Origin of the sequence: Rufibacter sp. DG15C (assembly GCF_001577755.1) — a bacterium.
Classification (GTDB): Bacteria; Bacteroidota; Bacteroidia; order Cytophagales; family Hymenobacteraceae; genus Nibribacter.
Window position 1 is genome coordinate 729,578 of sequence record NZ_CP010776.1, and the last position, 21,663, is coordinate 751,240.

Genomic DNA, 21,663 nt, shown 5'->3' on the forward strand with positions numbered 1-21,663 from the left:
GGTGACGTACAAAGCGCCGCTGCCAGCTTTTGGCCAGCACCTGCGCCGTTTACAGCTTAGTGGTATAGTTTACTCTTTTAGAAGGGCTTTGGTTAAGGGGTGCACCCATGGGGCTAAGGTTTGGAGCCTGTGCCCCATGGGTAACCTTTCTTTCTTGCATGGGGTAAGGGAAGACGTGATAGACGCGCACGTCCATGGAACTACTACAACAACTCAGGCACTTCACCTTAGACCATCTTTCTCAGTTTTTACAGGGTTTGGGCGTGGTAGTGGCGGCATTGTTGGCGGGCCTCCTGCTTAAATGGATGATCTTCAAAGTCCTGACGGCCTATCAGCATTGGTTTCCTAGCAGTTGGGTAGAAGGCATCTTGTTAAGGCAGAGCAAACCCTTGGCTTATTTCCTTCCCTTGCTGGTGTTGTCTGTAGCGCTTCCGCTGCTTCCTTTGGCGCCAGATGCCTTTGAGGTACTGCGGCGCATCATGGAGATTCTGCTTATCTGCGCTTTTGCCTATTTTTTGATTGGCTGGGTGAACGTGGTGCAGTACAGGGTGCGCAAGAAACATCACATTGACAAGGAGGACAACATACGGGAACGGCGGCTCTTCACGCAGTTGCAGTTCATAAGAAGGATGGTCATTATTTTGATTATCTTCTTTGCGGCCGCCATGATTTTGATGAGTTTCCCGACGGTGCGCAAAATAGGCACGGGCTTACTCACTTCTGCGGGGATTGCCGGGGTCATCATTGGCTTTGCGGCCCAGCGGTCCCTGGCCAATCTGCTGGCTGGTTTCCAGATTGCCTTCACGCAGCCCATACGCATTGATGACGTGCTAGTGGTGGAGAACGAATGGGGCCGCGTGGAGGAGATTAACCTTACCTACGTGGTCATGCGCCTCTGGGACCAGCGCCGTCTGGTGTTGCCCATCAACTACTTTATTGAAAAGCCCTTCCAGAACTGGACCCGCACCAATGCTGAGATTCTGGGCACCGTGTTTCTTTATCTGGACTATACCATTCCGGTGGAGCCGCTCAGGGAAGAGCTCAACAAAATCTTGAAAGAGACGCCGCTCTGGGACGGGCGCGTGGGCCTGCTGCAAGTCACGGATTCCAAAGAGCGGACCCTGGAACTGCGCATGCTGGTGAGCGCCCGCGATTCTGGCTCAGCCTTTGACTTGCGTTGCTTTGTGCGGGAAAAACTGGTGGACTTTGTGCAGAAAAATTATCCAGAATGCCTGCCTCTTACTAGGACTGTGGTGCCAGGTGCGGCAGAGGGCGGTGTGATTATTTAGAAACTCTCTAAACAACTTTGTATTCCTGAAATTCTCCAGTAAGTTTGCGCAAGTTTATAATTAGTCTAAATAAATAGACATGCAACGCTTACTTACCCTCCTGTTTCTTTTCACATTCACTTCTTCTCTCCTCTTTGGACAATCCTCCACGGGCCGCATTGAAGGGCGCATCCAATCCCAGAAAGGCGAATCTTTGCCCGGTATCAGCGTGGGTTTGGAAGGCACCACCTTGGGGAGTACCACCGACGATGAAGGCAAATTCCTCATCAAAAGCATTCCGGCCGGTAACTACACCTTAGTGATTTCAGGCATAGGCTACGAGTCTGTCAAGCTGCCCATCTCCCTTGCGGCTCAGCAGGTTCTGCCCGTGTATATGCGCTTGAACACTTCAGATTTTACTTTGGCGCAGGTAGAGATTACCGGCAGCAAAGCCGGCAATTACCTGGAGCGCGAAGGCACCACCGCTACCAAGATGGAAGCGCACCTGAGCACTGTTCCGCAGTCGGTGCAGGTGCTGTCAAGACGCGCCATGGACCAGTTGCAGGTGGTACGAGTGGAAGACGCCATGCGTAACGTGAGCGGGGTTTCTGTGGAGACCGGCTTTGGCGGACGCACAGATGTTTTCCAGATTAGAGGCTTTAGAACAGACCAGACCAGCATTTTCAAGAACGGTTTCAGAAACCCGGCCCGTACTTACCGCGAAAGCGCTAACATCCAGCAGGTGGAAGTAATGAAAGGCCCCGCCTCCGTCTTATATGGCGTGAGTGACCCCGGCGGTCTCATCAACCTCACCACCAAAAAACCAACAGCCTCCACGTTCCAGTCTGTTCAGTTGACCGGCAACAACTTCAATTTAATCAGACCAAGCGTGGACTTGGGCGGTACCATCGGCGAAGCCAAAGCCTTTAAATACCGTTTAAACAGCTTGTATGAGCGCAGTGAAAGCTACCGCGATTTTGTAAAGACCAAGCGCTACTTCGTGGCCCCATCGGTGATGTATGACTTCTCCCCTAACACGTCTTTAAGCGTAGAGGCCGAGCTCCTGAACCACAACCAACCATCTGACCGCGGAATCTTCGCCGTGAAAGGAAAGATTGCAGACGTTCCGCGTAGCCGAAGCCTGGGTGAGCCGGACAACTACTCATTCTACCAGAACCGTTTGGTGCAATACAATCTTACCCACCGCCTGAACGATGCCTGGAGCCTGCGCCACGCCGTGAACTTCAACTATGGCACCGAGACCCGCAAACTGGTAGAGCAGACAACGTTGGTGGCTAACTCTGACCGCCGCATCAACCGCCGCTACCAGGACCAGTATACCTTTGACCGCTACTTCGCGACGCAGAACGAAGTGTATGGCAAGTTCAATACCGGCGCAGACATTGCGCACCGTACCGTGGCTGGGGTGGAGTACAGTTCCTTTATGCTGGACCTGAACGTGAAACGGGCAGCCTATGACCAGCTGGATATTTACAACCCTGAGTACAGCACCAAGCCCAAACCGGTCAACAGCACGGCCACGTCTCAAGACTACCGGGACCGCACCCAGAACGCCGGTTTTTACCTACAGGATTTCATCACCATCCGTCAGCGTTTGAACGTGTTGCTGGGTGGACGCTATGACATCTTTGATTTCCGCAGCGAGGATTATTTTGGCAAAGACACCACCACGCAGCGCAACTACTCCTTTAACCCGCGCATAGGTTTGCTGTATGAAGTCTACGGTCCTTTGTCTGCCTACGCCAACTATTCCACCGGTTTCCAGACGGAAATTGGCCGTACCTTAGAGGGTGATACCTTTGAGCCCTTACGTACCCAGCAACTGGAAGGCGGTATCAAATTGGGCCTCTTTCAGGACAGATTGAACCTGACCACCAGCTACTTCAGAATCAAGAAAAGCAACGTCTCTGCCCCAGACCCGCGTGACGTGAACTTTAAAGTGCAAGTGGGCGAAATTATCAGTGAAGGCGCTGAGGTGGATGTGACCGGCGAGGTGCTTCCTGGCTTGAACCTGATTGCCACCTACAGCTTTATTGATGCCCGCGTGAGCAGTGACGGCGTGACCAGCAAAGGCACCCGTTTCCAGAATGTGAGCCCGCATAACTTCACCTTCTGGACTACTTATGAGTTGCAGGCTGGCTGGCTGAAAGGCCTGGGCTTTGGCGGAGGGTTTACCTCGGTGCAGTCCCGTCCGGGAGACATCAATGACTCGTTCAGGTTGCCGGGCTATACCAAGGTAGATGCGACTATTTTCTATCGCGCCAAACGTTTCCATGTGAGCGTGAACGGCAAGAACCTGACGGATGAGTACTACTATGACGGCGCGCAGTCGGCGACGGGTATTATGCCAGGCGCCCCGTTGACCGTGATTGGCACCGTAGGGTTTAACTTCTAAGTAAATTCCGCCTATTTTTACAGCGCCGGCCTCTCTTGCATACAGTAAAAGAGGCCGGCGTTTTTTGTGACTATGAAACTGAAGAAAATCTTTGTCTTTCTGCACCTCTGGGTGGGTTTACTAAGCGGAGCCGTTTTGTCTGTGGTGGGCATCACGGGCTCTCTGTATGTCTTCCAGCCAGAATTGACCGGGATTTTTTATTCAAAGTATTACCAGACCCAAAACACTGGTCCTGTTTATCCAGCAGAGCAAGTAGTACAGAAAGCCGAGACCCAGTTCCAAGAGCCCATTGCTACGCTCAACTTCCCTACCCGTGAGCTGGAGAACTACCAAATCAAGCTTCAGAAAAAGAAGGAATGGTTGTTTTATGATATTCATACCGGTGAGTATCTAGGCGAAATGAAACAGCGCCGGGGCGTGTTTGAAGGCATTCTGGAACTACACCGTCAATTGACTATGGGCGAAACCGGCTCTATCATCACTGGCACCTGTGCCTTGTTGATGGCCTTGGTCTTATTAAGCACGGGTCTGTATCTGTGGTTCCCTAGAAAGAAGCGCTTGTTAAAAGACGGGTTGCAGTACAAGAAAGGCGCAGGCCCTAAACGCCGGGCGTATGACCTGCACAACGTGACTGGTTTCTATGTATCCATTCCGTTATTCATCATGGCCATAACGGGCGTGAACTTCGCGTTCCCCGAAGAAACCCAAACCGCCATCAATCAAATTACCGCCACCACAGAGCGCATGCCCGCTGGTAAAAAACTAAAGTCTACCTATGTGGCTAACGCCGAAGGCCTAGACGTGCAACAGGCCCTGCAACGTATGGCAACCTATTACCCCAACCACGCCAAACGCAGTCTGGTCCTGCCCAAAGACAGCGTGGGTACCGTCCTGCTCACGTTTGTAGAAGACCCCACCGTGGGCGCTGGACCAGAGATGAGACCCATGGTGTACCTGGACCAATACACCGGCACAGAGCTTTACCACTTCAACCCAGAAACCAGCCCCCGCGGCGCCCGCATCTTGCGCAACTGGTTTATTCCTATCCACTTCGGGGAGGTAGGCGGGTATGTGACCCGAGTTCTGTGGTTTATCCTTGGCTTTCTACCGGCCTTCCTGTGGGTGTCTGGCTTTGTTATCTGGCGAAACAAGAAGCGTAAAAACAGGGCGACTACTGTTAAAGTTGGTTAAGGCGTTTTTAGCATCTTTTCCAGAAAACAGGGCAAAAACGGAATTGGAAGGTTTCTTCTCCCTAAGGGAGAAAGTTTGGATGAGAGCTTGCCGTTGCGGATAAATGTAGAGACAACGGCACTGCCTTGTCTCCAACGAATTGCCCATCTACTGCAGAATTATCTGCTGATGTAAACACCCCTCTTCGCTCCCCTCAAGGGGAGAATCTGGTTGACAACCGCCTTTGGCATAGACGCTTACAGGTGCTAGCGCACGCTACGAGGTCTTTTGAGCAAAGGCTGTTCAAATGATTAGGTCGTTTTTAGCCTATTTCCTGGAAATCAGCCTAAAAACGGCCCAGCCTCATCATAATACTAAACAACCATCAATCCTTGTAAGGGTCAAACACTTCGTCACTGGCCATGGCCACACCTAATGGTCTAAGTGTGTGCAGGACTTTGATGGTGTTGCCTTGGTATTGGAGGACGTCTTCCAGTTTCTTGTAGGCCTCTGGGGCTTCATCTGCGCCGGCACCGCGTAGTTCTATTTTGCGGGCTTTCATGCGCATCTGCACCTGGTCAAAATCTATGAGACCCGGCGAGATGATGGTCTTGCGCTTGACGCCTCTCCTATCGCGTATCCATTTGGTTTTACCGGCGGCGGCGCGTCTGCTCATGACCCTGCCCGCGCCGTGCACCGTGGAGTACAAGCCTCTGATGGAAAGCTCACTTTCCACACCTTCAATGATGACGGAATTGTCATGCATGTTGGCGCCAATAAAGCCTTTCTGACCCGGGAAAGCGGGCGTACAGCCTTTGCGAACCACCCAGTATTCTTCACCCTGATGCTTCTCAAACCACGCGAAGTTGTGGTGGTTATGGATAAGTTCGGTGCTCTGCGCGCCTAGAATCTCCAGCACCTTCTCCACCACCACGTCGCGCCCGGCATAGGCGTATTCTCCCGCCAGGCCCATGGCCGAGATGTAGTCCTGGCCCAGTTCTGAGTGGATGTCGAACAAGATGGGCGGGCCGTCCATAGGCCCTTCTTTGGCTTTGTCAAAAAACGAAAGACCCTGTGACATGGCAATAAAGCCTGAGGCGGTCTTGTGCCCAAAGCCCCTTGACCCGAAGTGCACGCCAATCCAGAGAAAGCCTTTCTCGTCCTCAAACAAATCAATGAAATGGTTGCCACTGCCCACAGTGCCTAATTGTGCCGATGCCATTTTAATCATTTCGCGCTGGGGTTTGAAGTCGGCGTTTTGGATGTGCTCCAGCACCGGATGGTCCACGCGCTTGGGATTGGGCCTACCCACTCCGAAGCCAATCTGGTCTACTATCTCATCCATGATGCGGGCAATGTTCACATCGCTGGCCAGCACGTTGGTCTTGACGGCCTTGTTGCCACAGCCAATGTCAAACCCCACCCCAGATAGAGACACTTTGTTTTTATACGCCACTGCCCCGCCTATGGGGTGGGCGTAGCCATAGTGGGCATCGGCGGTGAGCACACCAATGTCTCCCTCGCTCACACAGCGCTGTATCTGTTCAATGGCGCTCTGGTCTATGATTTCCTCCCCGAAGACCGTGATGTTGTTGATTACCGTAGCCATAGCTTTTGAGTTGGTGGCTTAGGCTATACGAGAAAAAGTGAGTTCGTTTTTGGGTTGTTTTGGGGAAAAGAGGCAGAAACAGGTTGAGACGCTAGTAGGAGCTACACGCACTACGAGGTAATTTAGTTGGACGTACTTGAGTTAGGGATAAACGGAAATACCTGCACTCTCCCTCTTTTGTCATCCTGAAAGGACCTTGTGGGCGTACTAGCCAGACAGAACCTATGAAACAACATAATTACTTCGTCTACATTACTAGTAATCCAAGTAAAACTGTTTTATACACAGGGGTAACCAATGATTTGGAAGCTCGCCTACAGCAACATAAAGACAATAGAGGAAAGCCGGACACTTTCGCTGGTAAATTCTACTGCTATAAATTGTTATACTATGAACGCTATGCCAATGTAGAGCAGGCGATTGAAAGAGAAAAGGAAATAAAGTTGCTGGGTAGGCAATCAAAGGAAGAGTTGATAAAGACAATTAATCCGAAAATGGGTTTCCTTTACATAGCAAGCTGAGTTACAACTTGCCCACAAGGTCCTTTCAGGATGACAAAAAGGGGGTAATGGATTGTGAGCTCGTTTTTGGCCTATTTCTACCAAAATACGCCAAAGACGAAAGAAGCCCTGCCAAATCTGGCAGGGCTTCTCTTTATCTAATCGAATCTTGGATTACTTCTTAGGCAGTTCCTGTAACAGAACCTCCACGGCTTTCTCCAGCTGTTGGTCACGGCCTTGGGCGGTTAAAGCTGGTTCATTGGCTACCAGGTAGTCAGGCTCCAGTTGGGTGTTCTCTAGGAACTTGCCGCCTTTCAAGGTGCGGTAGCCAATCTGCGGAATCCCGAAGACCATGGTAGGGTCAATCAACGTTTCCCACCAGACAAACGTACCGGTTCCGGCCACGGGCATGCCCACGGTTTTACCCAGGCCCAGCTCTTTGTAGAGCATCGGGAAGATGTGCGCGTCTGAGTAGTTGCTTTCGTTCATAACCACCACCGACGGCTTCGTCCATTTGTTGCGAGGCTCATCTGAGAGGTGCTGGTTGCGCGGGATAAACTCGGCGTAGCGTTTGGTGTTCAGGAAGCTGATGAGGTCATCATGCAGGTTTCCGCCACCGTTGGAGCGGGTGTCCACGATGAGGGCCTCTTTGGTGGCATTCTTGCCCAGCGCGTCCTCGTACACGGTGCGATAGCTGGCGTCGTTCATGCCCCGTATGTGCACGTAACCCAACCGACCACCCGACAGGCGGTCTACTTTTTTCCGGCGGTTCTCCACCCAGCGCTGGTACAGGAGCTCGCTCAGCTCACCGGTGTTGATGGGCTTCACGGTCTCTTCCCAACGCGTTTTGGTTTTCTCATCATACAGTGAAACCAGCGTGTACTTACCTGATTTGCGGTTGAGAATTTGGTCCAGGTCCGTGTTTTCCTCGATGGCCTGTCCGTCAATCATCTCAATCACCACGCCCGGTTTCACTTTGGAACTGGCGCGGTCAAACGGACTCAGGTTGATGACTTCCTTCACCTTCAAGCCTTTGCCAGTATACTGCTCATCATAGAACAAGCCTAAAGAAGCAGTGGCATCTGGGTTGGTGGCGCGGTGGCTGTAACGACCGCCCGTGTGCGAGGCGTTTAGTTCGCCCAACAGCTCGCTCAATACATCTGCGAAGTCATAGTTGTTGGCGATGTGAGGCAGGAACTGGCGGTAATTCTCTGTGTTGGCTTTCCAGTCTACGCCGTGCAAATCAGTTACATAGAACTTCTGCTCCAGTTCCCGTATCACGTGGTCGTACATGTAGGTGCGCTCAGCAGAGGCGTTCAGGTTCATCTCGCCGTTTACTTTGAGCGTTTCTTGTTTGCCGTTCTCGGTGTCCAGCTTGAGGATTTTGCCTTCGGTGAGCACGAACAGGTTTTTGCCGTCTTTGCTCATGGCCATGTCACCACCGCGGGCGCCTAGTTTGGCCAGCAGTTTGGTGTCATTGTCGCGCAGGTTAGTCACCCACAGGTCGTATCCTTTCTCGAAGCGGGTTAAATAAAACAGTCGGTCACCTTTAGCTGAAACCACTGCGTCTGCGATGTCTGAAGACGTACCCGTCAGGCGGGCTTTGCGGTAGGCCAGATTGTCCAGTTCCATGGTCATGCCCGCAGGCGCCATGGTTTTAGGAGTTTCTCCTTTCTTGCCCTTACCTTTCGGCTCGGCTTTCTCAGCTTGGCTTCTGGCTTCGGTTTCGCGCTTCTCCAGGTCTTCTAGCAAGTTATAATCATCCTTGCTCAGCTTGAAGCGGTCAAAGGCATCTTGCGTGGTGAACAGGGCATAAATATCGCCGGTGCCCGAGTTATTGCCGTTGCCCCGAAGGCCTTCGCGGTTAGAGTAATAGATAATCATCTTACCACCCATCATCCACTGCGGGCCGTTTTCATAATAACCGCTTTGGGTTAAGTTTCTAATGGCGCCGGTACCCGATGCAGACACTAAACCTACTTCACTCACCCATTGCTTAGGCTGGTTGTACTGCACCAGAAACCACTTTCCGTCTGGTGACCACTCATAGTACTGGTCGCCGTCTGAGTAGGAGTAGTTGTTGGCGGTGGTCATGATGTCACGCACCTGCTTGGTGGCTTTGTTAACTACGCGCAACTTTACCCGGTCTTCCAGAAACGCCACTTCTTTGCCGTCTGGCGAATACGCCGGCTGGAACTCCTCTGCTTTGGGATTGGCGATGACCACGTCTTCCTTTAGAATGGTAGACGCATAGAAATACGGCTCATTGGCACGTACCAGGCTGGCTTCATACACGTTCCAGCTGCCGTTGCGCTCGCCGGCGTACAGAATCTTGCGGCCGTCCGGCGAGAAGCTCACGCTCCGCTCCTGCTCCGGTGTGTTGGTGATGCGCTTGGTGATGCCGCCCTCCACCGAGGACACGAACACCTCCCCGCGGTTCACGAACACCACTTCTTTGCCGTTCGGCGATACTTCCATTTCGGTCATGCCACCCGAGATGGGCAACACCGTCTCTTGGTTGGCCCGAATATCTGAATACAGTTGGATGGCTACTTTTTGCGGTTGTGCGCCCGGTTTCTGGGTGTAGATTTCGCCATTGTAGGTAAAGGACAATACGCCGTCTTTAGAACCGCTCAAGTGCCGTACCGGGTGTTTGGTGAAGTTGGTGACCGCGGTGCTTTGCTTCGGGTTTTGCAGGCTTAGCTTGCGTACGTTAAACGTACCGTTGGCTTGTTCGCTCAAATAATACACGTCCTGCCCGTTGGCCGCCACCATAGGCTGACGGTCTTCGCCGGCATTATCCGTGAGTTTTGTGTGCTGTTTGGTTTTGGCGTTGTAGGCCCAGATGTCACGGGTGATGGACGAAACATGGTGCTTGCGCAAGGCATTCTCGGGGCCTTTGCGGTCTTGGTACACAATGACGTCACCAGCAGGGCTGTAACGAGCGGACTCGGCGGGCGTGGTCAAAACCATGCTGTTCTTGCCACCGCTCACCGGCACGCTGTACAACTCCGGGAACGCCCCCGATGGGAACATAGAGTTGTTGGCCGCATCCAGTCTGGCCGCCGTGAACAATACGTTCTTCCCATCCGCTGAAAAATCTGATGGCAAATCTCCGGAGGAGTTAAAGGTCAGGCGCCTGGACTCTCCGCCCTGGGCCGGCATCACAAACACGTCAAAGTTACCGTGACGGTCAGAGGCATAAGCCAATTGCTTACCGTCTGGGGACCAAACGGGCATGTATTCGTAGCCTTCGTGCATGGTGAGCGGGGTGGCCGTACCACCCGCGGTGGCCACTCTATATAAGTCGCCTTTGTAGCTAAAGACAATGGTCTGACCGTCTGGCGAGATGGCCGGCGTGGTCATCCAGAGCGGGGCTTGGGTTTGCGCACTCGCCCCCAGACTGCTGGCGCAGCAGAAGGCCAAAATGGCGAAGAACCTCTTTTTCATAAAGGGAATGGAGTTAGTTAGGTTGGTATTGGAAAGCTACGGAATAAGCGCCTTCTATTCAACCCGTTTAGAGGGGATTTATTCAATCGTTTTTAGGCTGTTTTGGATGAATTAGGCTAAAAACGGAAATCATGCTGAAAATTGGTTATAGAGGCAATGGCATTGCCTTGTCTCTTACGTATTTATAAACGGTATCTGCAAATGTAAACTCCCCTCTTCGCTCCCCTCAAGGGGAGAATCTGCGTTTAATTAAGCGCCTATTTAGTTCGCTAACTAGATACTTACACATCACAAAAAGTGAATGAAGTCGTGATAATAGCAACTGATGCTCCTGCGGCAAATTCATAAAAACAAAATCCCATTTTTGGCCTATTTTCATGAAAACAGACCAAAAATGGGATTTCAAAAATTAACTCGTGACTTGGGAATAGCTTAAAGCTTTCCCTTCAATCCCTCTTGAAAGCAGTGACGGCAACGGGCCTCGTACGAGTCCGTTTCGCCTAATAACACTTTCTCTTGGGAGGCGGCATTTCTAAAAGAGTACGAGGCAATTTCACCGCACTGCACGCAGATGGCGTGTACTTTGGTCACGTACTCGGCTACGCCCATCAAGGCCGGCATGGGTCCGAAGGGTTTGCCCAGGTAGTCCATGTCCAGTCCGGCGACAATCACGCGCACGCCTGAGTTGGCGAGCTGCACGCAGACATCAGTGATGGCATCGTCAAAGAACTGGGCCTCGTCTACGCCCAGTACGTCACAGCTGCTGCCCAGCAAGAGCATGTCGTTGGCGAACTGGATGGGCGTGGACCGGATGGAGGTGGCGTTATGCGACACTACGTCCTCATCATGGTAACGCGTGTCAATGGCCGGCTTGAAAATCTCCACGCACTGTTTGGCAATCTTGGCGCGGTTGAGCCGGCGTATGAGCTCTTCGGTCTTTCCTGAGAACATAGACCCGCAAATCACTTCTATCCAACCACGCTTCTGGGTCTGTTGGCGGTTTCCCACCCGAGGCTCTATGAACATAAATTACTATACTAATTAAAATGGGCTCCCGTGCTGCCTATTGCCTTAACACATGACCAAGTTACATGGTGCCCCGCCTTCCCTAATGCACAACTTTTCCACACACTTATCCAATCCCCTGTCCCTCAGAAGATTGACCAATTTAACAGCAGATGAAAGACCCGATTTAATTGAGTTGGAAAGCACGCGCACGTAGTGCGAAAACGGTTAAGACAGCTAGCATCCGGAAACGTAAGGTTGAAGTTAATTACCATCTCCAACGTACCTAAACAGCAAAACCGCAGTTTAACTGCTGTAGGTCAAGTGCGGCAGCTTGGTCTGCTCGGGGACGCGGCAGGTGACGGGGCCGGTTATGTGGGTTTGGCAGGTGAGGCGGGCATTGGGCTTGAGGCGTCCGTTCTCCCTGAACCGGACCTCAGGAGCGGTGAGCGGGGCCAGGTTTTCTTCGCCGGCTTTGACAATCATGCGGCAAGAGGTGCAGCGGCCTCTTCCGCCGCAGGCGTGCATCCAGTCTACACCGGCGGCCTGCAGGGCGGCCAGAACCGTCTGCCCCGGGGCTACGTTAAGCGTTTTATCTGCCAGATTCTGCACCGTTAATTCGCCCATTATTCCCTATCTTCGCTATCTTTACCCCTGTATGCTTCCGCCAATGAAAGACAAATATAATCAAATCCGCCTAGCGCTATATAGCCAGCAATTGGCCCAGCGCCTCAGTGAGGAACATTTTGCCACTCATGAGGCCGTTACTGCCCAGCAGTTGATTTCGTTTACGCCTGTCAAACAGGTGAACCTCTACATGATACGCGAGCTGCTCACGCTCTGGAACCACGAGATGGCCAACCTGCGCAGCCCGTACTTCGACTTTGAGCACCCCGAAGTGAAGGATGCCCTGGTGCAGTTCATGAACGTGCTCTCCCGCAAAATCTCCATCAAGCGCGAGCATTTTGAGCCGCTTCTGGTGAACGCCATTGAAGACACCATCCGGATTCCCTTGGAGCCCGTGGCCGTGTTTGAGGAGAAGTTCCTGCGCTTGGAGGACCTGACCGCCGCCAAGTTGCAAGATAGCCTCAAGTACCAGGACATTGACAAAGAGCTGTACCGAAGCTTTATAGGCACGCTCTCTGGCATTGACATGGAGCGTTCTACCATCATGAGCCAACTGGACCGTTTTCTGGCCGAGCACGAAGAAGAGCGTGTGTCTTTGAAAGAAGTGCTGGACAAGTTCTACACCCTGCAACCGCTGGAAGTGGAGGAACTGTTGCTTTCTGAGCCGGCCGTAGCTGTGGAAGAAGAAGTACCAGCCCCCGTTGCCGAAAGACGAGCCATTCCTGCGCCCACACCATTGGTGCCGGTAACGCCCATCGCGCCAGAAGAACCAGAAGCCCCCGCCGTGGCGGCCCCGTTCTTCCGCCCGGTCTTGCAGGCCGAGCCTAAGTTAACGGAACGGACCGAACCAAACTTGAATGACCGTTTCCAGGCTGAGCAGAAACCCAGCCTGAACGACCGTCTAAAGCAGACCACCGCCTCTACCAGCTCACTTTCTGACCGCAACCAGGAGCAGAAAATTGAGTCCCTGCGCGAGGCCATTTCCATCAACCAGCGTTTCGCGTTCATCAATGAACTGTTTGACGGCGACAACATGGCCTATCATGCCGCCATCAAGCACCTGGATGAGCAACCTAGCGCTGAGGACGCTAAGCGCGTTCTTTTGAATGAGATAGGCTGCAACTACAATTGGACCAAGAAAGAAGACCACGTCCAGAAACTGACCAGATTGCTGGAGCGCAAATTCGCGTAAGCCATGATGCAGGACGAATAACCCGTGATTGATGGGGAATTCGTTTCCCGGCTGTTTCCTGGAAAATAAGCCAAAAACGCCCGATTCTCTCAGGAGAGCCGGGCGTTTTGTTTTAAACAAAGCAGGTTTTATGGCTGCTGTCCAAGCACCTCATCAGGCTTCACTTTCCGGAGCAGCCGCCCTATCACCACCGTAGGATACGGCAGATGAAGAAAACGCACCAGCATGCTTCCGTTTTTGCCTCTAATGCATTTACCGTTTTCTTGGCGCACGGCTTCGCAGGTGGCTCCCTTCAGCGCCGGGTCTGTGTGCTTGTCTCCTAAATAGCGGTAGAAAGTCATAGATACAGTGATTAAGTTTCCCTTCGGACTGAAACAGAAATTCCGTTTTCGGCCTGCTTTCCAGAAAACAGGCCGAAAACGGAATTTGAAGTATTGCCTATATTGATTACCCTCTGCCCAAATCCAGCTTGCGGTGGGCGTCAATGGCCAGGAGGATGAAGAGCAAGGTGGTAAACGACCAAAGCCCCGAGCCGCCGTAGCTGAAAAACGGCAACGGAATCCCCACCACCGGCGCCAGACCAATGGTCATGCCTATGTTCACCAGAAAGTGGAAGAAGATGATGGAGGCCACACAGTAGCCGTACGTACGCCCAAAGACAGAGCGTTGCCGTTCGGCTATGAAAATGATGCGGGTGAGCAGCCCCATAAACAAGGCCACCACCAAAAAGCTCCCTATCCAGCCGTGCTCCTCGCCAATGGTACAAAAGATAAAGTCAGTGGATTGCTCCGGCACAAAGTCAAACTTGGTCTGCGTCCCCTCCAGAAAACCCTTCCCGAAGAAACCGCCCGAACCAATCGCAATCTTGGACTGCGTCACGTTCCAGCCCACACCCAGCGGGTCAATCTCTGGGTCCACCAACACCTTGATGCGGTTCTGCTGGTGGGGCTGCAACACATTCTCTATAAAGTAGTGCACACTAAACACCATCACGATGACGGCCACCCAGATGCCAATGTAGGTGCGCAAATCCCGGCGCAGCCTATGAAAGTTCAGCCACAGGTACGCGCCCATCAACACCGTCAAAATGCCCACCAGCCACCACTGCGGAATCAGCAAGGTCAAGACGAAGATGAACACCGCCACCGCCCCAATAATCAGAATCAACGGGGACATTCCCTCTCTGAAGAACGCCAGCGTAAAGGCGGCAAACACCAGCGCAGAGCCCGTCTCATTCTGTAGGATGATGATAATAGGAGGCAAAAGCGCCAATCCCGCCAGTTTGGCTTGGTCACGCCAGTTCTGCTGTCTTAGGTTAATACCGCTCATGAACTTGGAGACCGCCAGGGCCGTGGCAAACTTGGCAAACTCGGCGGGCTGCAGCCTGACAGAATCCGTAATCACTAGCCAGGACCTGGACCCTTTAATCTCTGAGGCAAAGGCCAAGGTGCCCAGCAACAGCAGAATAAAGAACCAGTAGATCACGTACGCCAAGGAATCATACGCCTTGTAGTCAATGGCAAAGAGCATGACAATGATTACCACTGATGTCCCAATCCAAGCCAATTGTTTTCCTGAGTTCAGGGAAAAGTCAAAGATGTTGGTTACATTCTCAGGGTTGTACACGGCGGCGTAAATATTCATCCAACCCAAAAGCACCATTAAGCCATAGAGGCCAATGGTAATCCAGTCAACGTTTTTGGTGAGGTTATAAGAGGACCGCATGCTTAATCAATTTTGTAGAAACCGCCGTCAATCAACCACTCCTCCCAACGCTTGCGCGGAGCGGTCTTGATGGAGTCTGTGAGATATTTTTCCACCATGAGGCTGGCCATGGGCGCGGCGGCAACACCCCCGCCCCCGGCATTCTCCACGTACACGGCAATGGCAATCTTGGGATTTTCCTTAGGCGCGAAGGCAATGAACACGGAGTGGTCCTTGCCGTGCGGGTTCTGCACGGTGCCGGTTTTTCCGCAGAGGATCACACCTATGTGGCTGAGCTTGGCAAACTGGGCCGTACCCGCGTTCACCACGCGCTCCATGCCGTCAATCACCGGGTAGAAATGCTTAGGGGCAACACTGGTATGGTGCTTCACCGAGTATTCTGGCAGCGGCTTACCTTTTTCCCCTACAGACCTAATCAGGTGAGGCGTATAGTAATAGCCCTTGTTGGCAATGATGGCGGCAAAGTTGGCCATCTGCAACGGCGTTACCCCCGTCTCCCCCTGCCCGATGGCAATGGAATAAATAGTCGGGAATTTCCAGCCTTTGGGACCGTAGATTTTGTCATAGAACTTACTGCCCGGCATCAAACCCTTTTTCTCCTGCGGAAAGTCAATTCCCAGCTGTGAGGCAAACCCAAATGAGGTGATATGCTCCCGCCAGGCATCCAAGCCTAGCTTTGCATCCTGGTACACGTTGGTAGAGCGTCCTTTGCTTACCACCGACCGGAACACCTGATAAAAATAAGGGTTACAGGACTGCTCAATGGCAATACCCAGATTGGCCGGATACGCATGGCTATGCGAACACCGCACCAATGACTGGTTACAAGGATAACCGGTATCAGCGGTAAGCGTTCCCTCCTGCATGGCTATCAAGGCCTGGGCCAGTTTAAAGATAGAGCCCGGCGGGTAGGTGGCCATGGTAGGCCGATTGAAGAGCGGTTTGATGGGATCCCGCAGCAACTTCATGTAATTGTTGCCCAGCTCCTTGCCCGTCAGCAAGGAAGGGTCATAGTACGGCGCCGAAATCATGGACAGGATCTCGCCGGTCTGCGGTTCAATGGCCACAATACTGCCCACCTTGCCCGCCATCAGCTTCTCGCCGTACTTCTGCAGTTCCAGGTCAATGGTGGTGATAAGGTTCTGGCCGGCAATAGAGAGCGTGTCATACTCGCCGTTCTTAAAAGAGCCTTTCTCAATACCCCGCACGTTCACCATGGTGTATTTCACCCCACGCCGGCCCATGAGGTATTTCTCGTACTCCTTCTCCAGACCACTCACACCCAGATAGTCACCCGGCATATAGCCTTTGTAAGAAGAATCCTCTAATTGTCTCGGACTGATTTCACCAATATACCCCAAGGCATGAGACAAGCTCTGGTGCGGATAGCCGCGCACGGTACGCGCACTAATGTAGAACCCCGGAAAGTCAACTAGGTTGTCCTGGATGTGGGCAAACTCCTCATTGGTAAGGCGCTGTAAAAACGGGGAAGATTTGACGTAAGAATAGGCCTTGGCGGCTTTGATTTTCTCGCGGTACTCTGGCAGCGTGATGCCCATCACCTGGCAGAACTTGAGCGTGTCAATGGCTTTGGCCTCTTTGGGCACCACCATCAAGTCATAGACCGGTTTGTTTTCTACCAGCAACTTGCCCTCACGGTCATACATGAGTCCCCTGAACGGGTATTGCACCACGCGGCGCATGGCATTGTTTTCAGCAGCCGTTTTGTAGCTGTTGTCTAAAACCTGTATGTAAAAAAGTTTGATGAGATAAACCGCCCCAATAGCCAGGAAAATGGCTTGGATCACGTATTTGCGGCCTTCTAAGTACTTCATCTGAAACCCCTAACCCTCCTTGCGAAAAATAGCATCTGAAAAATAACCAACACCGCTCCTGTGAAAAAAGTGCTGGCAATGATCTTAGCCAATGTAAATCCTATGAGTTTGAAGCCGTTCAGCTCTAAAAAGAACAAGGTAAAGTGATGGACCAACAGAAGCACAATGCCATAGGTGAGGAACCAGCGCCAGCCCATAGAGGTGAGAGTGGCATTGTCTGAGGTCTCATACCCGTCTCTGGGCGTCAAGAGCTTGAGCATGAACGGACGAAGATAGCCCACCAGCACCGTGGCCGCGGCATGTACGCCGGCCGTGTCATAGAACAAGTCTACGGTGAGGCCCGTGAAAAACGCTAAAACTAACAGTAAGACCTTGTCTATCTCAATGGGCAGGAACAAGATAAACCCGATGTAGACAAAGCAGAACCCAGTATCAAAGAGCACCAGGTTGCGCATAAGCAAAATTTGCAGAGCCATGAGCACCACAAACTGAATCAAATTGACAAACCTGAAACTACTCATCTTCTGCCTTTATGCCTGATTGAACTTGCAATGTATCCAGCTCGGCCTGGCCTTTGTTCTCCACCACGTACACGTAGGATAGCTTCTCAAAGTCAACGCCCAACTTCACCCTGATGGTATAAAAACTCTTGTCCAATTCTTTCATCACGCTTACCACGCGGCCAATGGTGATGCCCTGCGGATAAATGGCATTGAACCCAGACGTCACCACGGTATCGCCTTTGAACACCTTCTCACTCAACGGGATGTAATGCAACGTGGCAAACTCAGGATTGCCCGTGTCCCACTTGATACTGCCAAAGCTTTTGTTGCGCTTGAGCTTCACCGAGATAAGGGTTTGGGAATGCAGCAAGGAGGTGACCGTGGCGTAGTGCTTGGAAACCGCCTTCACGCGTCCCACCACGCCGCTGGACGTCAAAACGCCCATCCCGGCTCTCACGCCTGCATCTGACCCAATATTGAGCGTGAGGTAGTTGTTGAGCCTGCGCACCGAGTTGTTGATGACCCGGGCCGGCCTAAACGTGTACAGCGCCGCCGCCACAGAGTCTGCCGCCGCAAACGTAGAATCCCTGACAGTCTCAATGCTGTCATTGAGCTGTAACTCCTGTTTTTGCGTGAGTTGCGCGCGCAAAAGGGCATTCTCAGCCGCTAGCGTCTGGTTCTGTTCCCGTAACTGGAAATACTCCGTCACCTCGCTCTGAAACTCCAGCACCTTGCCAACATAGTAGTTAGAGGACTGGTAGAACGCGGCATTGTGGTAGGTGTTGCTCCGGTAAAGCAGGTACAAAGACAGTACCTCAAACAAGACAAACACCAGAAACGCCCGTATCCGGAAGATAAACTGAAAAAGTTTCCGCATGGGCGCGTGTTCTTAGCTTAGCAGGACGCTACGGAAACCTTCAATATTTTTAACGGCCGCCCCGGTTCCACGCACCACGGCGCGCAACGGATCCTCGGCAATATGGATTGGCAGTTTGGTTTTGCTGGCCAGACGCTTATCCAATCCACGCAACAAGGCACCGCCGCCAGTCAGGTGAATACCGTTGTCGTAGATATCGGCAGACAGTTCTGGTGGGGCAATCTCCAGGGCCTTCAACACCGCTTCTTCAATCTTAGAAACAGATTTGTCCAACGCGATAGCAATCTCTTGGTAGGTTACTTTGATTACTTTAGGAATACCGGTCATTAAGTCTCTACCGCGTATCTCAAAGTCAGCTGGTGGGTTTTCTAGGTCGGTTAACGCGGCGCCCACTTCAATCTTGATTTTCTCTGCAGAACGCTCACCAATCAACAGGTTGTGCTGGCGGCGCATATGGTCCAAAATGTCTTTGTTGAACACGTCACCTGCTACGCGGATAGACTGCTCGCAGACAATACCGGAAAGCGCAATCACGGCAATCTCTGTAGTACCGCCTCCTACGTCTACAATCATGGTTCCAATGGGCTGCTCTACGTCAATGCCAATCCCTATGGCGGCAGCCATAGGTTCCTGAATCATCCAAACCTCACGGGCATCGGCGTGCTCACAAGAATCTTTTACCGCGCGTTTCTCCACCTCAGTAATGCCAGAAGGGATACACACCACCATGCGGTAAGACGGCTGAAAAATGCGTTTTTTGCCTTTGTCAATCATCTTGATCATCCCGCGGATCATCTGCTCTGCTGCGGTAAAGTCAGCGATTACGCCGTCTTTCAACGGACGGATGGTCTTGATGTTTTCGTGGGTCTTTTCGTGCATCTGCATTGCCTCACGGCCCACGGCAATCATCTTGTTGGTAGTGCGGTCCATGGCAATGATGGAAGGCTCGTCTACTACTATTTTATCGTTATGGATGATGAGGGTGTTGGCGGTCCCCAAATCAATCGCTATATCGGCGGTGAAAAAATTAAATAATCCCATTCGTTGTCGTTTTGTGTCTCTAGCAGAAACACTATATATGTAGAATATTTTCTTTACAAGGTACTACTTCGCGCAAAATTACGTAATTCTGTCATATTATTTCAATCTCATTTCAAAGGCTTTTGTTTTTGGCTTATTTTCTGGAAACCAGCCTAAAAACGACGCTTTTCAAGGTTTTATTCTGAAGGATTAAAGGAGATGACCTCGTTTTTTTACTAAAACAAAAAAGCCTCTTATACAGAGGCTTTTTTGTTTTAGTAATTTTAGGATAGCGGACGTGTCTTTTCTGGGCTTAGTTACGCTCAGACTTGGTTCGGGCAGTGGCTGCTTTTTTGGCTTGCTTGTCAGCGTTCTCACGGGTTCTCTGAGCTTTCTCCTCAGTGCGCACCGCCTGTTTGGCTTGCTTGGCGGCATCATTGGCTTCCTCGTCAATTCTATCCGCTTCTTTGGCGCGGGCCTTGGCTTCCTTGAAGAGCGCTTGCTGTTCTTTGGCCAAAGACTTGGTCTGCGCCGCAGATTTCTTGGTATCGGCTTTCAGGGCTTCGGCGTCCTGAAGACGTTGCTTGTCCTGTTGTTCTTTTGCCTTTTGTTCCATCTCTTGCTTGTTGGTTTCCTGGGCAATGGCATTGGTAGATAATAGTGTTGCACCCCCTAACAAGAAAGCGAAAACAATGGCTTTATTTTTCATTATATTTTATTGATTTACAGTTTATTATCTATACGCAACAAAGCCCTTTCGAACTGGAATTAGAGATTTTATATATTCTAGAAGCGCTATAAAATAATTGCTGCGTTTTTGGCCCGTTTTCCAGAAAGTAAGCCAAAAACGCAGCAACCTACTTTTACCAAACAAAACGGCCAGTTATGCATGCATAACTGGCCGTTTTGTTTGGTTGATAATAATTTGATTCTAGTGCTTGAAGTGACGTACGCCGGTCATGACCATGGCCATGCTGCGCTCATTACAAGCATCAATGGAGTCTTGGTCTTTAATAGAACCACCCGGCTGCACCACGGCGGTAATACCCGCTTCTGACGCAATGGTCACGCAGTCTGGGAACGGGAAGAACGCGTCTGAGGCCATCACCGCGCCCTGCAAATCAAACCCGAAGCTTCTGGCTTTCTCAATAGCTTGGCGCAGAGCATCTACCCGTGACGTTTGCCCCACGCCGCTGGACAACAACTGGTTGCCTTTGGCCAGCACAATGGTATTGGACTTGGTGTGTTTACAGACCTTCAAGGCGAATTCCAGTCCTTCTACTTCTTCCTGAGATGGTGCGCGGTTGGTGGCGGTTTTAAAGTCTTTGGCAGTTTCGGTGGCTAAGTCTTTATCCTGCTCAATCACGCCGTTCAATAATGTCTTGAACAGTTTGGTGGGAAGTTGCACCGGCTTCTGTCTTAGCAAGATGCGGTTCTTCTTAGAGGAAAGCAACTCCAACGCGTCCTGGTCAAAGGCTGGGGCAATCAAGACCTCAAAGAAGAGCTTGTTCAGTTCCTGAGCCGTGGCCAGGTCAATGGTCTTATTGGCAATAATCACCCCGCCAAACGCTGACACCGGGTCACAGGCCAGGGCGTTCAAATACGCCTGGCGGATGGTTTCGGCTACGGCCACGCCGCAGGCATTGGTGTGCTTCAAGATGGCCACCGCAGGCTGGTCAGCGAACTCGGCCATCAACAGCACGGCGGCGTCAACGTCTACCAGGTTGTTATAAGAAAGCTCCTTGCCGTTGAGCTTGTCAAACAGTTGGTCCAGGTTGCCATAGAACGTACCGGCTTGGTGTGGATTCTCACCATAACGCAAGGCTTGGCTGGTGCGCTCACTTTGCTTAAAGGCTGGGGCTAATTCCTGCCCTTGGCTTAGGTGCTGGAAGATGTGGGTGTCATAATGTGAAGACACGTCAAACGCCCTGGCAGCGAAACGCTTTCTATCTGTCAAATCTGTGCTACCGTTCTTGGCCTGCAACAGCTCTACCACCTCACCGTACTGCTCGCGGTTAGAGACAATGAGCACGTCTTGGAAGTTTTTGGCCGCCGCTCTAATCAAGGAAATGCCGCCTATGTCAATCTTCTCAATGATGTCTTCCTCTGCCGCACCAGAGGCCACGGTTTCTTCAAACGGGTATAAGTCCACAATCACCAGGTCCAAAGCCGGAATCTGGAAGTGGCGCAACTCCTGTTGGTCCTGCTCATGCCCGCGGCGGTGCAGAATCCCCCCGAAGATTTTTGGGTGCAAAGTCTTCACTCTTCCGCCGAAGATGGACGGATAATCGGTTACGTTTTCTACCGGCACTACCTCTACGCCTAGCTTCTCCAAAAAGTCTTGGGTGCCACCCGTAGAATAAAATGTCACGCCTTGTTTCTGCAACTCGCGCACCAGTGGCTCCAGGCCGTCTTTGTAGTACACAGAGATTAAAGCAGATTTGATTTTAACGGTATTCATATAAG

17 protein-coding genes are annotated in these 21,663 nt (G+C 51.8%); 5 read left to right on the forward strand and 12 right to left on the reverse strand.

The genetic code is table 11. The features are described 5' to 3' along the window. The first annotated feature begins 194 nt into the window (after positions 1-194). From TH61_RS03075 to TH61_RS03085, 3 genes are all read left to right on the forward strand, one after another. The gene (locus TH61_RS03075) at positions 195-1,289 is read left to right on the forward strand and encodes a mechanosensitive ion channel family protein (protein ID WP_066505744.1); all 1,095 of its coding nucleotides are present in this window, start codon (positions 195-197) and stop codon (positions 1,287-1,289) included. 79 nt (positions 1,290-1,368) lie between these two features. After that, a complete protein-coding gene (locus tag TH61_RS03080; protein ID WP_066505748.1) occupies positions 1,369-3,684 on the forward strand; it encodes a TonB-dependent receptor in 2,316 nt (771 codons plus the stop codon). 72 nt (positions 3,685-3,756) lie between these two features. Then, complete coding sequence (locus TH61_RS03085) at positions 3,757-4,875, forward strand: PepSY domain-containing protein (protein WP_231862292.1); 1,119 nt, start codon at positions 3,757-3,759, stop codon at positions 4,873-4,875. A 364-nt stretch (positions 4,876-5,239) separates the two neighbouring features. On the opposite strand, the gene TH61_RS03090 is transcribed toward TH61_RS03085, so the two are convergent. Further along, positions 5,240-6,463, reverse strand: coding sequence for an RtcB family protein (locus TH61_RS03090; protein WP_066505750.1), 1,224 nt, complete (start codon positions 6,461-6,463; stop codon positions 5,240-5,242). A 224-nt stretch (positions 6,464-6,687) separates the two neighbouring features. Here TH61_RS03090 and TH61_RS03095 point away from each other — a divergent pair, with 224 nt between their 5' ends. Continuing rightward, entirely contained in the window at positions 6,688-6,984 is a 297-nt protein-coding gene (locus TH61_RS03095) for a GIY-YIG nuclease family protein (RefSeq protein ID WP_066505752.1), read from the forward strand. 153 nt (positions 6,985-7,137) lie between these two features. Here TH61_RS03095 and TH61_RS03100 read toward each other — a convergent pair whose 3' ends face one another. The 3 genes from TH61_RS03100 to TH61_RS03110 form a co-directional block, all read right to left on the reverse strand. Further along, positions 7,138-10,413 carry a S41 family peptidase gene (locus TH61_RS03100; protein WP_066505754.1) on the reverse strand — a complete coding sequence of 1,092 codons (3,276 nt, stop codon included), beginning with the start codon at positions 10,411-10,413 and terminating at the stop codon, positions 7,138-7,140. A gap of 432 nt (positions 10,414-10,845) precedes the next feature. Further along, on the reverse strand, positions 10,846-11,439 hold the full coding sequence (locus tag TH61_RS03105) for a thymidine kinase (RefSeq protein WP_066505755.1): 594 nt from the start codon (positions 11,437-11,439) through the stop codon (positions 10,846-10,848). Between the two features lie 285 nt (positions 11,440-11,724). Continuing rightward, positions 11,725-12,045: a 2Fe-2S iron-sulfur cluster-binding protein gene (locus TH61_RS03110; protein ID WP_066505758.1), complete on the reverse strand. Its 321-nt coding sequence runs from the start codon at positions 12,043-12,045 to the stop codon at positions 11,725-11,727. A gap of 43 nt (positions 12,046-12,088) precedes the next feature. Between TH61_RS03110 and TH61_RS03115 the strand changes: the two genes are divergently transcribed. After that, positions 12,089-13,237: a hypothetical protein gene (locus tag TH61_RS03115; protein WP_066505760.1), complete on the forward strand. Its 1,149-nt coding sequence runs from the start codon at positions 12,089-12,091 to the stop codon at positions 13,235-13,237. A 128-nt stretch (positions 13,238-13,365) separates the two neighbouring features. Here the strand turns inward: TH61_RS03115 and TH61_RS03120 are convergent, their stop codons facing one another. From TH61_RS03120 to purH, 8 genes are all read right to left on the reverse strand, one after another. Beyond that, entirely contained in the window at positions 13,366-13,578 is a 213-nt protein-coding gene (locus tag TH61_RS03120) for a hypothetical protein (protein WP_066505763.1), read from the reverse strand. A 106-nt stretch (positions 13,579-13,684) separates the two neighbouring features. Then, entirely contained in the window at positions 13,685-14,962 is a 1,278-nt protein-coding gene (rodA, locus tag TH61_RS03125; protein WP_066505766.1) for a rod shape-determining protein RodA, read from the reverse strand. A 2-nt stretch (positions 14,963-14,964) separates the two neighbouring features. Then, positions 14,965-16,797 carry a penicillin-binding protein 2 gene (gene mrdA, locus TH61_RS03130; protein WP_066505769.1) on the reverse strand — a complete coding sequence of 611 codons (1,833 nt, stop codon included), beginning with the start codon at positions 16,795-16,797 and terminating at the stop codon, positions 14,965-14,967. Further along, positions 16,794-17,318 (reverse strand): hypothetical protein, encoded by a 525-nt coding sequence (locus TH61_RS03135; protein WP_066505772.1) that lies wholly within the window; start codon positions 17,316-17,318, stop codon positions 16,794-16,796. The genes mrdA and TH61_RS03135 overlap by 4 nt, the downstream gene beginning before the upstream one ends. Further along, complete coding sequence (gene mreC, locus TH61_RS03140) at positions 17,311-18,177, reverse strand: rod shape-determining protein MreC (RefSeq protein WP_066505774.1); 867 nt, start codon at positions 18,175-18,177, stop codon at positions 17,311-17,313. The genes TH61_RS03135 and mreC overlap by 8 nt, the downstream gene beginning before the upstream one ends. Positions 18,178-18,189: 12 nt before the next feature. Next, positions 18,190-19,218 carry a rod shape-determining protein gene (locus TH61_RS03145; protein ID WP_066505776.1) on the reverse strand — a complete coding sequence of 343 codons (1,029 nt, stop codon included), beginning with the start codon at positions 19,216-19,218 and terminating at the stop codon, positions 18,190-18,192. 292 nt (positions 19,219-19,510) lie between these two features. Further along, positions 19,511-19,906 (reverse strand): hypothetical protein, encoded by a 396-nt coding sequence (locus tag TH61_RS03150; protein ID WP_066505779.1) that lies wholly within the window; start codon positions 19,904-19,906, stop codon positions 19,511-19,513. Positions 19,907-20,128: 222 nt separating this feature from the next. Beyond that, positions 20,129-21,658: a bifunctional phosphoribosylaminoimidazolecarboxamide formyltransferase/IMP cyclohydrolase gene (purH, locus tag TH61_RS03155; protein WP_066505782.1), complete on the reverse strand. Its 1,530-nt coding sequence runs from the start codon at positions 21,656-21,658 to the stop codon at positions 20,129-20,131. Positions 21,659-21,663 lie beyond the last annotated feature (5 nt).